This is a genomic window from Nocardia sp. IBHARD005, from assembly GCF_052814245.1.
This window is the reverse complement of record NZ_CP199935.1, coordinates 803626-817957: the sequence shown is the minus strand read 5'-3', so window position 1 is coordinate 817957 and position 14332 is coordinate 803626. Positions and strand designations below refer to the sequence as shown.

Here is a 14332-nt window from a genome sequence, read left to right as displayed (position 1 = left end):
CACAGCATAGCCACACCTACATAGCCATTGCCGACCGTCGCCGAGGTGTGCGCCACGACACACCAACTCTATCGCAACAGGATCGTAGTGCCCATGGAGTCCGTTACGGACGTGTATCGCCAGATCCGCTCGCACCCGCGACGACCTGCGCAATTACCGGTCCGGAGGCGGCTACCGCCACAGTCGCGAGCAGCTGCTGGTGAGTGGCATCGACCGGGTGGTCAGCGATGACCCCGCTGACGAACGGCCGCCATCGCGAGGCGCCGTCCCCCAGCTTTTGGGGGGTCCGCATGGCGGTGAAATAGGTGACGTCGCCCTCGAATCGGGCGTGTTCGAGCTCGGTGAGCAGTGCCACCGAGTGCAGCGCGCCCCGGTACATGCCGACGAATTGGGTGCGCGAGATCGGCGTGTCGCCCGCCAGCGCGGCGTGTAGCGATTCGAGTGCCGCATCGCCGAGGTCGGTGAGCCGCTCGGGCAGCTGCTCCTCGGGAATACCGAGTTCGACGAGCACATGCCGCAATTCGGTACCGAAATCGGCCAGTGCGGCGCCGGGAAGGCTGTCGAGCATGGTCAGCGACGCCACCGTCTCGCCCTCGGCTTGCAGGCGGGTCGCGACGGCCTGCGCGAGCACACCGCCGAGGGACCAACCGAGCAGCTGATAGGGGCCGTGCGGTTGGACGCCACGGATCTCGGCCAGATAACGGTCGACCAGTTCCTCGGCCGATGCGGGCCGGAATCCCGGGTCGCTCAGCGCGGGTGACTGAATGCCGACAACGGGCTGATCGCCGGGCAGATACGGCACCAGGCTCGCGTATGCCCATGCCAGGCCGGAGACCGGGTGCACACAGATCAGCGGCGGGCGGGTGCCGCGGCGGGCGATCGGGAGCACGACCGCGAGTGCGGCTTCGAGGTCGGTGGCGGTGGCTGGGCCGTCGCCGATTCCCGTTGCGAGACCGGCGACGGTCGGGTCGGCGAAGAACGCGGCGACGCTGAGTTCGACGCCGGTGTGTTCGCGCAGGTGGTGCACCACGCGGGTGGCCAGCAGCGAGTTGCCGCCGAGGGCGAAGAAGTCGTCGTCGAGGCCGGGGTTTCGCGCGCCGAGCACCTCGGTGAAGACGGCGGCTACGGCGATCTCGTGAGCTGTCTCGGGTGCGCGGTAGCGGCGCGGTTCGAGTACCGGCTCCGGGAGTGCGGCCCTGTCGAGTTTGCCGTTCGCGTTCAGCGGGAGGTGGTCGAGGACGACGAAGGCCGAGGGGACCATATAGGACGGAAGTACCTGCGCCACAGCGGCTTTGGCATCTGCGGGGGTAAGTGCTCTGTCGTGCGCGGGGACGATGTAGGCGACGAGCCGGTCACCGAGTTGCGGATCGGTCGTGGCGATGACCGCTGCCTGGGCGATCTGGCGCGCAGCGAGAAGGGCGGCTTCGATCTCGCCGAGTTCGATGCGGAAGCCGCGGATCTTCACCTGGAAGTCGGTGCGACCGTGGTATTCGAGTTCGCCGTCGGCGGTCCAGGCGACCAGGTCGCCCGTGCGGTACATGCGGGCGCCGCCGAGTTCTGGGCGCTCGACGGTCGAAGTCGCCGGGTCGTGTGGCCCCCGCCCCTTGGCCATTGGCTCGTCGGCTGATGTGCCGAACCCGGCGAAGGGGTCGGCGACGAAGCGGTCCGCGGTGAGGTCGGGGCGGGCGAAGTACCCGCGGGCGAGCTGCGCGCCCGCGAGGTACAGCTCGCCTGCGACACCGACCGGAACCGGGCGCAGACGGGCGTCGAGAACGTAGACGCGGCTGTTCCATTCGGGTCGACCGATCGGGACCGTGGTTCGATCGGCGGTGCTGACGCGGTGGTCGGTGATGGAGACCGCGGCCTCGGTCGGGCCGTACAGGTTGTGCAGTGCTGCCGAGGATGCCGCAAGGAAACGCTGGACGGTCGAGGCCGGGAGTGCCTCACCGATGGCCAATACGCGGCGGAGCGAATTCGGCAGGGCACCAGCGGATTCGGTGAGCAAGGCGTCGAGCATCGAGGGCACGACGTGCAGGGTTGTCACCGCGTGCGCGGTGAGTACGCGCAGCAGGTAGGCGGGGTCGCGGTGGCCGTCGGGGGCGGTGATCACCAGGCGGCCACCGCAGATCGCGGCCGACCAGAATTCCCAGACCGACAGGTCGAAGGTGGCGGCGGTCTTCAGCAGGACCGAGTCATCGCGGCCGAGCCCGAAAGCGGCTGTCTTCCACAGCAACTGGTTGACGATCGCGCCGTGCGAGACCGCCACACCCTTCGGTGTGCCGGTGGAGCCGGAGGTGAAGATGATGTACGCCGTGCTCTCCGGGCGCAGCACACCGATCCGCTCGCTCGCCGCGACCGGCGCGGTCGAGACCGCGGACAGGTCGATCGGGTGCGCATCGGTGGGATACTGCGCTGAGCGCTCACTGATCGCTGCCGTGGTCGCGATTTCGACCGTTTCGCTGAATAGATCAGCGCGGTCCGCCGACCCGGTGTCGATGACGATCACTGGCACCGACGCGCCGGTCGCCTCGGCCACTCCAGTGTGCGCGAAACCGTCACGCACGGTGGTCAGGACACAGGCGGGCGCGGCGGTGCCGAGGACGTGCGCGATACGGTCGGCCGGTTGATCCGGGTCTACCGGGACGTAGGCGGCTCCGGCCTGGGTCACCGCATACATCGCGACGACCAGCTCGGTGCACCGTCGCATCGCCAGGGCAACGCGGTCCTCGACGCCCACGCCCTGCGTGATCAGGTATCGCGCAAGCTGATTCACGCGAGCGGACAAATCACGGTAGGTGAGCTGTGCGCCCTCGGCATCGATCAGCGCGACGCCATCAGGGTCGGCCGCCGCGGTATCGGCGAACAGCGAGGCCAGCGTCGCGGACGGGCAGGGGTAGTCGGTCGCGTTCCAGTCGTGCAGGATTCGTTCCCGCTCGGCATCGGAGAGCAGGTCGAGCTCGTCGACAGGGCGCTCGGGCGCGGCGGCGATCGCGATGAGAACCCGTGCGAACCGATCCGCGTAGGTCTGGGCGGTCGAGGCGTCGAAAAGGTCGGTGGCGTAGGTGAATACGCCGCTGATCCCCTGCGCGACACCGGCACTGTCGTAGGCATCGGCGACGATGGCGTGCAGGTCGAACTGGGACACCGCGAGGTCCACGTCGACGCCTTCGACCGCGGTCTCGCCGAGTTCGAGGCCGGTCCGGCTGAGGTTCTGGAAGGACAGGCCGACCTGGAACAGCGGATGACGGGCCGTGGAGCGGGCGGGGTTGATCGCCTCGACGAGGCGCTCGAACGGGAGGTCCGCGTTCGCGAACACCTGTAGGTCGGTATCGCGTTGGCGGGCAAGGAGTTCGGTGAACGATTCGCCGGATGCGAGAGTGGTGCGGAAGACCAGGGTGTTGACGAACATGCCGATGAGGTCGTCGAGCGCAGCCTCGCCGCGGCCCGCGATGGGAGTACCGACCGCCAGATCGTCGGTGCCCGCCAGCCTCGCCAGGGTCACCGCTAGTGCGGTGTGCACGACCATGAACAGCGTCGCACCCTGCTTGCGCGCCAAAACCAAGAGAGCGCGATGGGTTTCGGCGTCGATCTCGATCGGCACGCGGCCACCAGCGAAGGACTGCACGGCGGGACGTGGCCGGTCGGCGGGCAGGTCGAGCTGGTCGGGCAGCCCGGCCAACGCAGCACGCCAGTAGGCGAGCTGGGCCGAGGCCAGCGACTGCGGGTCGTCCTCGCTGCCGAGCAAGGCGCGCTGCCACAGCGCGTAGTCGGCGTACTGCACGGTCAGTGGCGCCCACTCCGGCGCGCTGCCCGCCGAGCGTGCCGCGTAGGCGAGCATCAGGTCCCTGGTCAGCGGCGTGAGCGAAGAACCGTCACCGGCGATGTGGTGCACGACTACGGCGAGCACCGATTCATCGGCGTCGAGCTCGAACAGCGCGACCCGCAACGGCACCTGGCCGCGCACGTCGAATCCGGACGAACCGAATTCGTGCATGGCGGCGGTGAGCTGATCGGGCGCGATCGTGTGCACCTCCAGCCGTGGCGTCGCCTCGGTCTCGGCCAGGATCTGCTGGATCGGCCCGTCGTCGGTCTCGGGGTAGATCGTGCGCAAGGTCTCGTGCCGGGCGACGAGGTCGGCCACGGCGGCGCGCAGCGCCTCGACATCGATGGCGCCGTGCAGCCGCACCGCCATCGGGATGTTGTAGGCGACCGATCCCGGGTCGAACTGATTGAGGAACCACATCCGCTGCTGGGCCAGCGACAGCGGGATCCGCGCGGGCCGCTCCCGGGCGGCCAGCGCGGGCCGGGCACCCGCACCGGCGGATTCGGCGAGTCGCCGCGCCAGTGTTTCCACCGTCGACGCCGCGAACAGCAGCCGGACCGGGAAGTCGGTGTCCAGTGCGGCGCCGAGGCGGGCGGCGACCTGGGTGGCCATCAGCGAGTTGCCGCCGAGGGCGAAGAAGTCGTCGTCGAGGCCGAGCTGGGTGTCGCCGAGGTCGAGCACCCGGGCGAAGGTGCCCGCCACGATCTGCTCCACCGATGTGGCGGGAGCGCGGAATTCGGCGACTTCGAGGATCGGTGCGGGCAGCGCCTTCCGGTCGAGTTTGCCGACCGGGGTGAGCGGGATGGTGTCGAGTTCCATCAGCACGGTCGGCACCATGTGCGCGGGCAGACTGCGCTCGGCGAAGGCGGTGAGCGCGGCGGTATCGACGGCCGCACCCGGCGCCGCGTGCACGTAGGCCACCAGAATGGTTGCGCCGCTGTCGAGTTCGTGGCCGACGGTGACGGCGAAGTCGAGACTTTCGTGCGTCGAGAGCACCGCGTCGATCTCGCCGAGTTCGATCCGGAAACCACGGATCTTGACCTGGAAGTCGTTGCGGCCCAAATAGTCCAGTGCGCCGTCGGGGGTCCAGCGGACCAGATCGCCGGTGCGGTAGAGGCGAGAACCGGCCGGGTCGAACGGATTCGCGACATATCGCGAGGAGGTGAGGCCGGGGCGGGCGTGGTAGCCGCGGCTCAGCTGGGCGCCGGTGATGTAGAGCTCGCCGGTGACGCCGGGCGGAACGGGGCCGAGCCGGTCGTCGAGAACATATTCGGCCACACCGTTGATCGGGCCGCCGATGGTCACCGGGTCGCCCGGTTTCAGCGGCGCACTGATGTTGGTGGCGATGGTCGTCTCGGTGGGCCCGTACACGTTCAGGAATCCGCGCAGCGTGCCGTCGGCGAGCGGAATCGCCCAGCGCCGCGGCAGATCCGGCGTTGCGGCCTCGCCCCCGACTGACACCACCCGCAAGTCATCGAGTCCGTCCGGGTTGATCGAGGCCAGCGCGGCGGGGGTGATGAAGGCGTGGCTCACCCGCTCCCGCCGCAGCAGCGCGGCGAGATCGTCACCGCCGTACACGCTCGGGTCGACGATCACCATGGTGGCGCCCGCGCCGAACGCCAGCAGCAGCTCGAGCACCGAGGCATCGAACGACGGTGAGGCGAAATGCAGCGTGCGCGAGGTGGATTCGACGCCGAAGTGCCGACGCTGTTCCGCGCTGAACCCAGCGAGCCCGGCCTGGGTCACCGCGACGCCCTTGGGCAGCCCGGTGGAACCGGAGGTGTAGATCAAGTAGGCGAGGTCCTCGGCCCGCACAGGACGAAGCCGGTCTGGGGCGGTGATCGCCTCCCCGGAGAGGTCGTCGAACAGTTGGCCGGGCTCGACGCCGGCACGCAGCGAAGGGCCCGCTCCGCCAACGCCATCCGCAAATCCCACGTGGTCGCCGGCAACAGGCCGCGCACCCGCGCCGTCACCGCCGCCGAGCAGTCCGCCCACCCGGCTACCCGCATGGTGGCCACCATCGCGCCGCGAGGCCGCATCGGCGTCAGGCCGTGCGGCCCAACGGTTGTCGTCGGCGCGCATATCGCCGCTGGTCAGGGTCCGCGTAGATGCAACTGCTTCGCCGGTCGGCGCGGCGTCGAGTTGGAGCCATGCCACCTGGGCGGGGAGTCCAGCGGCGACGGCGGCGACAGTGAGCCCGAAGACCGCGCCGGAGTCGGTGACCATGTGGGCCACGCGGTCCGGGGGGTAGTTCGGGTCGACCGGAACGAAGCCCGCGCCGGTTTTGGTGACGGCCCAGATGGCGAGCACCGATTCGACCGAGCGTGGGATTCCGATGGCTACCAGGTCGCCCGCGCCGATGCCGCGGCCGATCAGGAACCGGGCGATGCGGTTGGAGCGCTCATCGAGTTCGGCGTAGGTGAGGCTGTCGATGGTGCTGGTGGCATCGGCGAGGACGACCGCCAGACCGTCAGGGTTGGTCTCGACCGCGGTGGCCAGCAGCTGCGCCAAGGCGGTAACGCGCGGGCGACGGGTACGTACCGGTCGGGTTCTCGCCGGTCGTGTCATAGCTGTTCCACCTCACCCATCACCGAAACTTGTTGTCCCGCAGCGGGCCCCGAGCACGGGGCTCACACCGTCGGGGCGCGCAGATCTCCGAGTACCAGCACTACCTCGGCCGCGCCCGGGTTGCCCGGTGCGGCATCGTCGGCGATCAGCGCCTGCAGATCGCCGAGTTCCGGCGTATCGAGCGCCTCGAGACCTGCCCGATCGCCGAACAGGTGGGTCACCCATTCCTCGGCCAATGCCGCCGTCACACCCGCCCGTGCACCGGGAACCGAATCCCGACCCGTGCTCGCCGGAGCATCCTGCCCCACCGACCCCCCACTGGTCGCCGATGAGCCCTCCACGGCCTGTGCCACCGACCGCGCAAGGGCCCCAGCCGACAGTGACCCGTTCGCCATCGGCACCAGAACCATCGATGCGCCTGCGACACCCGCGGCTACCGGCTCGACCAGTGCGGTGAAGCTGTCCGCCGGGCCGTAGCCGAACGTTCTGGCTTCGAAGGTCAGGTCGGTGTCGGCGCGCACCTGCGCACCCGCCGTAGCGAGTTCGTTGTAGCTGCGGGTGCCGTCGGCACCGACGAACGCCGGGTCGCCACCGCGCAGGGCGCGGGTGCGGTCGGCGTAGGTCACCGGGCGGGCGGACTGGGTGGACAGTTCGGTCTTGATCGCCGGGTCGTCGAGTGAGATCCAGTCGACGCCGCGGGGCTCGCCGACGGTGATGCCCAGCTTCGCGGCGGGCTCGGCGGGCAGTTCGGCACCGGTGACCGGGACCACGGCCGCGCCTGCCTTGAGGATCGCCCAGACCGCTACGGCCCAGTCGATGCCGCGCGAAAGATCAACGGCCACCGCGTCTCCCGGGCCGAAGCCCCGGCCGATCAGCAGCCTGGCCAGGCGTGCGGAGCGGGCGTCGAGCTGGTCGTAGGTCAGCGCGTCGTCGCCCCAGACGAGGGCAGGGCCGTCGGGGTCGTCTTCGGCGGCGGCGGTGAAGGCCTGCGCGAGCGTGGTGCCGCCCGACGGTGTGCTCGGCGCGGGCGCCGGTGCCGCGCCGGCGAGCAGCCGGGCGCGTTCGGACTCGTCGAGGATGTCGATATCGCCGATACGGATCTGCGGGTCGGCGGCGACGGCGGTCAGGATGCGGGCGAAGCGGGCGCCGATGCTGCGCACGGTGGCCTCGTCGAACAGGTCGGTGGCGTAGTTGAACAGCGTGATCAGCTCGTCGGGATCACCGGCGGCGGTGAAGCGCGGTTCGACGTCCACCTGCAGGTCGAACTTGGCCGCGACCGCGGTGTCGAGCGCGTTCACGGTGAGACCGGGCAGTTCGAGCGCGGCCGCCTCGTTGTTGCTGAAGGTGAGCGCCACCTGGAACAGCGGGCTCTGCGCACTACCCCGACCCGGCGCGACGACCTCGGCGACCCGCTCGAACGGCAGGTCGGCATTGGCGAACGCGCCGAGATCGGTCTCGCGGGCCACGTCGACGGCCTCGTCGAAGGAACCGGCCGGATCGAGCGTGGTGCGCAGGGTCAAGGTGTTGACGAACATGCCGACCAGCTCGTCGAGCGCCCGCTCACCGCGCCCGGCGACAGCGGTGCCGATGGCGATATCGGAGGTGCCCGACAAACGGCCGAGCAGCACGGCCAGTGCCGCGTGCACAACCATGAACAGCGACGACTTGTGCTCGCGCGCAAGGTGATTCAGCGCGGTGTGCACCTCGGCGGGCAGACGCAGCTCCGTGGTGGCGCCACGCAGGGTCGGCACCGACGGACGCGGGCGATCCTGCGGCAGCTCCACAAGCGGGGGCACATCGGCCAACTGGTTGCGCCAATAGTCGAGCTGAGCGGCGGCCGGCGATTCCGGCTGAGCGTCCTCGCCGACGACGGCCCGTTGCCACAGCGCGAAGTCGGCATACTGGACGTCGAGCGGTGCCCATCCCGGGCTCTGCTGCGCGGCACGGGCAACGTAGGCGGTCATCAGGTCGCGGGCGAGCGGCGCCAGCGAGGCACCGTCAGCCGAGATGTGGTGCACCACAACGACAAGCAGCCAGTCGGCCGAGGTTCCATCGGTCAGCAACGCTGCGCGCAGCGGAACCTCACGCGTCACGTCGAAACCCGCACCGGCCAATTCGGCCGCACGAGTGAGGATATCGGCGGTCGTCTCAACCTGGAGCCCACCGGGCAGCGCATCGGCCGCGGAGAGGATTACCTGGACAGGCATCCCATCGGCCACCACGACGCCACCCGCTGCGGTGTCACCACCGGCTTGTCCACGACCGGCGTCACCGGATGCGACGCCGTCGACCCCTGCGCTACCGCGCGCGGGGCCAGGCTCGTTTCGACCGGAACCCGCGGAGACTGCGATGTCGGCTACGCCGTCCGAGGATGCGCCGCGATCGGCCACAGCCTCGCCTTGGGCATCGACGTCGACTCGACCGGCGACACCCCGGGCAACGGTGCCACCGGCCACCGGGAAGAAGGTGCGCAGGGACTCGTGTCGGCCGAGCACGTCGGTAACTGCGGCGTCGAGGGCGGCCACGTCGAGCTCGCCGGTGAGGCGGATGGCGAAGGGGATGTTGTAGGAGCCCGAGGTGGGGTCGACCTGGTTGACCACCCACATGCGCTGCTGTGCCAGCGACAGCGGAATGCGTTGCGGGCGTTCGGTCGCGACCAGCGGCGGGCGCGCGGTGGCACCGCTCGCACCGCCGATGCGCGCCGCGAGGGCCGACACGGTGGGCGTCTCGAACAGGTCGCGGATGGCGAGGTCGGCGTCGAGTGCCTCGTTGATGCGGGCGATCGCACGGGTGGCCAGCAGCGAGTTGCCACCGAGGGCGAAGTAGTCGTCGTCGGCGCCGACACGGGCCATGCCGAGCAGTTCCGCGAAGACCCCCGCGACGATCTCCTCGGCGGGGGTACCCGGCGCACGGAACTCGCCCGCGGTGAAGGCCGGGGCCGGAAGAGCCTTGCGGTCGAGCTTGCCGCTCGGGTTCAGCGGGAAGCTGTCCAGCACCGTGACAACGGTCGGAACCATGTAGGCGGGCAGCGATTCCGCGACGGCCGTCCGCAGCTCCGCGGGGTCGGGCTGTTCGCCGGGGCGCGCCACCACGTACGCGACCAGGTGCTGGCCCGACGCGGTGTCGAGCACCAAAGCCACGGACTGGCTGATCACGTCCTGCGCGAGCAGGGCGGTCTCGATCTCGCCGAGCTCGATGCGCTGACCGCGGAACTTCACCTGGAAGTCGGTGCGGCCCAGGTATTCCAGCGCGGGCTCGGCCGACGATCCACCCCAGCGGACGAGGTCGCCGGAGCGGTACATCCGCGCGCCGGGCTCGAAGGGGTTGGCGACGAACCGATCCGCGGTCAGACCGGGGCGGGCAACGTAGCCGCGCGCGAGCTGGTCACCGGCCAGGTACAACTCGCCGACCACTCCGGCGGGCACCGCGCGCAGCCGCGAATCCAGCACGTAGACACGGGTATTCCACTCCGGCACGCCCATCGGCACCGAACCACGATCGGAATCGCTTGCGGGCCAACGCGTCACGGTGACAGCAGCTTCGGTAGGTCCGTACAGGTTGTGCACCCGTGCCGTGCAGACGCGGGCCACGTCGGCCACGGTCTCGGTGGGCAGCGCCTCCCCGGCGGCGAACACCGCGCGCAGGCTCGGAATCGAACCGGCGCTGGTGTGCGCGGCGAACACCGAGAGCATCGACGGAACGAAGTCGGTGAGCGTCACACTCTGCGCCGCAATGGTTTCGGCGAGGTACACCGGATCGCGGTGTCCGTCATGGGTCGACACAACCAGCTTCGCGCCGGTCCGCAGCGGCAGGAAGTAACCCCACAGCGACACGTCGAAGGTGGCGGGCGTCTTCTGCAGGTACACATCGGACGGACCGATCCCGTATTCGGCGCCCATGTACACCATCTGGTTGACGATCGCCGCGTGCGAGACCGCCACACCCTTCGGCCGCCCGGTGGAACCGGAGGTGAAGATGACGTAGGCCGGATTCCCGGGCCGGACCACTTCAGCCAACTCGACCGGCGCGGCCGAGAACTCCTCGAGCGCAACGGAATCCACCAGGATCACCGGCACACCCGCGGGGATCTCGATCGCATCCGCGGTGGTGCTCAGGACAGCGGCGGGCGCGGCGGTATCGAGAATGTGCGCGATGCGATCGGCCGGATGATCCGGGTCGATCGGCACATACGCCCCACCGGCGGTCACGATCGCGTACATCCCGACCACCAGCTCGAGCGAGCGCCGCACCGCGAGCCCGACCAGGGATTCGGGACCCACACCCTGCGTGATCAGCAGCCGGGCGAGCCGGTTCACCCGCTCGTCGAACTCCCGATAGGTCAGCTCGGCGCCCTCATAGGCGACAGCGACGGCATCGGGATAGCAGGCCACGGCCCGCCGATAACCGTCGAGCAGCAGCTCCGGTGCGAGGTCGTGGCGAGTGTCGTTCCACTGCACCAGGATTCGGTCCAGCTCGGCAGGCTCGAGGAGCTCGATCGCACCGAGCGGCTCGGCAGGTGCGGCGACGATCCCGGCCAGCAGCCGCTGGAACCGGTCGGCGAACCCGGCGATGGTGTCCGCGTCGAACAGGTCGGTGGCATAGGTGAGCCCGACCGCGATGCCGTGCGGTGCACCGTGGCGATCGGTGTCCTCCACCATCTCGAACTGCAGGTCGAACTTGGCGAACGGCATGGTCAGCTCGACGCCCGCGACGGTCAGTCCGGGCAGCTCCAGTGCGGTGCGCGCCATGTTCTGGAAGGCGAGCATCACCTGGAACAGCGGATGCCGTGCGGTCGAACGGGCCGGGTCGAGCAGCTCGACCAATCGCTCGAACGGCACGTCGGCGTGGCCGAACGCCGCGACATCGACCGCGCGGGTCTGGGCGAGCAGCTCGTCGAAACCGGCTGCCGGGTCGACCTCGGTGCGCAGCACCAAGGTGTTGACGAACATGCCGATCAGGTCATCGAGCGCGGCGTCACCACGACCGGCGACCGGGGTACCGATAGCGATATCGGTACTGCCCGACAGCCTGGCCAGCAGTGCCGACAGCGCGGCGTGCACCACCATGAACAGCGTCGAATTGTGTGTGCGCGCAAGCTGATCCAGCCCGGCGTGCACCTGCGCGGGAATCCGGAAGTCCAGGCTCGCGCCACGGTAGGAGGCGGTCGCGGGTCGCGGCCGGTCGATCGGCAGCTCGAGCTGATCGGGCACACCGGCGAGCTGGGTGCGCCAGAAGTCGATCTGCTGGGTCAGGATCGACTCCGGGTCGTCCTCGGTACCGAGCACCGCACGCTGCCAGAGCGTGAAATCGACGTACTGGACGGCCAATTCGGGCCAGCCGGGCGCGTTGCCCGCACTGCGCTGGACGTAGGCGGTCATCAGGTCGCGAGTGAGCGGGCCCATCGACACACCGTCACCGGCGATGTGGTGCATCACGCACACCAGCACGTGCTCGGTCGCGCTCAGCCGCAGCAGGCGCAGCCGCAGCGGCGGGGCGACGGTGACGTCGAAGCCCGCGCCGACGGTCTCGGTGACCAGGGCGGCGATCGCGTCCTCGGTGGCGTCGCCGGCCGCGAGGGCGGGCACGGCACGCGGGTCCGACAGCGGCAGCACCAGCTGCGTGCCGACCCCGTCGACCGGCGGATACATCGTGCGCAGCACCTCATGGCGCGCCACCAGGTCGGTGACCGCGACGCGCAACGCGTCGACATCGAGCGCACCCGACAGCCGCACCGCGATCGGCATGTTGTTCACCGCACTGGCCGGGTCGAACTGGTTGAGGAACCACATCCGCTGCTGAGCGAACGACAGCGGGATCGAATCGGGGCGCTGCTGCGCGACCAGCTCCTGGCCCGAACCGGTGCCGATATGGCGTTCCACGCGTTCGGCCAGCCCCGAGACCGTGCTGACCTCGAACAGCAACTGCACCGGCACGCGGGTGTCGAGTGCGGCGCCGATGCGCGTGGCGGCCTGCGCGGCCAGCAGCGAGTTACCACCGAGCTCGAAGAAGTCGTCGTCGGCGCCGACCCGGATCTCCTCCGGCGCACCGGCGGTCAGCAACTCGGCGAAGACACCGGCAATCACCTGCTGCACCGGGGTCGCGGGCGCACGGAACTCGCGCACCGCGAACACGGGCTCCGGCAATGCCTTTCGGTCCAGTTTGCCCACCGGTGTCAGCGGGATCCGGTCAAGGACCATGATCGCGGCCGGAATCATGTAGCCGGGCAACGATTCCGCGAGGAACGCATCGAGCGCGGCCACCTCGACTGTCGCACCGGAGCGAGGCATCACATACGAAACCAGCGCTGTCACCCCGGAAGGCAGGGTCTTGCCGAGGGTAGCCGCGAAGTCGATATCGGGGTGCGCGGTGAGCGCGTTGTCGATCTCGCCGAGCTCGATCCGGAAGCCGCGGATCTTCACCTGGAAGTCCGAGCGTCCCATGTACTCGATGACACCGTCACCGGATTCGCTGCGCCGCACCAGGTCTCCGGTGCGGTACAGGCGCGCGTTCGCGTCACCGGATTCGGTGCCGAAGGGGCTGGCGACGAAACGTTCCGCGGTGAGCGCGGGCCGGTTCAGATAGCCCTGTGCCAGTGCGGGACCCGACAGATACAGCTCGCCGATCACGCCCGATGGCACCGGCCGCAGCCGCGAATCCAGCACGAACGCACCGACACCGGCGATCGCGGCACCGATCGTCACCGGCGCGGCCGGGTCCATCGGCGGGGTGCTGGTGGCCAGGATGGTGGCCTCGGTGGGGCCGTAGCCGTTGTAGAACTCACGCTCGCCGACAGCCCAGCGACCGACCAGTTCCGGCCCGAACTTGTCACCAGCGACGACCACGACCTGGAGGTCGTCCAGATCGGCCGGATCGACCGATTCCAGCGCGCCCGGAGTGATGAGCATGTGCGAAACCTGTTCGCGGCGCAGCAGATCCGCGAGCTCGAAGCCACCGAACACGCCGGGCGGCGCGATCACCAGGGTCGCGCCCGCGGAGAAGGTGAGCAGCAACTCCAGTACCGACACGTCGAAGTTCGGCGAACACACGTGCAGCACGCGCGAGTCGGCGGCGACGCGATAGTGCGCGCGCTCGGCGGCGACCAGACCGGCCAGACCGGTGTGGGTCACCACAACGCCCTTCGGCTTGCCGGTGGAGCCCGAGGTGTAGATGACGTAGGCCGGGTGCCGCTCGTCGAGGGTGCGGATCCGGTCGGTGTAGGAGATCGGGTGCGCGGGCAGGGCCGCGATGTGGGTGGCCGTCTCGGCGTCGTCGAGCTCGAGCCAGGTCAGCGCCGTACCGAGCACCTCGCGATGGGTGGCGGTGGTGAGCCCGAGCACCGCGCCGGAGTCGGACACGATGTGGGCGATACGGTCGGCCGGGTAGTTCGGGTCGACCGGAACGTAGGCGGCGCCGGTCTTGGCGATCGCCCACACGGCCAGTACCGACTCGATGCCGCGGGCGATGCCGATGGCGACCACGTCGCCGGGCCCGATACCGCGGGCGATGAGCACGCGGGCCAGCCGCGAGGACTGCTGGTCGAATTCGGAATAGGTGAGCTGACGCTGGTCGGCGGGGTCACCGGACGGGTTGAACCGAACCGCGACCCGATCGGCAGCCGACTCGACGGCCCCCGTCAGCAACTGCCCGAATGTCGGACTGCTCGATCGGCGACGGCGGTTACCGCGGGCAGAACGACGGGCAGTTTCCATTCGAGTTCATTCACCTCTCATCGAGCCTGTACGCGCGCGGCGATCCCGCACCGTGCAGATCGAGCCATCATATAGACCGACTGCCCATCAGCCGAGTCAGCGTGCCCCCAGGGCTCGGGGCCTAAAGGTGTATCGGACCGGCGCGCGAGCGTGTTGCCGCTTCAAATGCAAAGTGACGGGGCTCATAAGAACCACCGTCACCAGCTCTACGGAGAAGGCTCCGTATTTCCTA

2 protein-coding genes are annotated in these 14332 nt (G+C 69.6%); both read right to left on the bottom strand.

Annotated features, from left to right (window positions below):
- Positions 1–103: 103 nt before the first annotated feature.
- On the bottom strand, positions 104–6391 hold the full coding sequence (locus ACTWPB_RS03780) for an amino acid adenylation domain-containing protein (protein ID WP_446224337.1): 6288 nt from the start codon (positions 6389–6391) through the stop codon (positions 104–106).
- Positions 6392–6453: 62 nt separating this feature from the next.
- Positions 6454–14100 (bottom strand): amino acid adenylation domain-containing protein, encoded by a 7647-nt coding sequence (locus ACTWPB_RS03775; protein WP_446224336.1) that lies wholly within the window; start codon positions 14098–14100, stop codon positions 6454–6456.
- Positions 14101–14332 lie beyond the last annotated feature (232 nt).

Coding starts and splice junctions, on each gene's coding strand:
- ACTWPB_RS03775 (WP_446224336.1), bottom strand. CDS start 14,100: ATGGAAACTGCCCGTCGTTCTGCCCGCGGTAACCGCCGTCGCCGATCG.
- ACTWPB_RS03780 (WP_446224337.1), bottom strand. CDS start 6,391: ATGACACGACCGGCGAGAACCCGACCGGTACGTACCCGTCGCCCGCGC.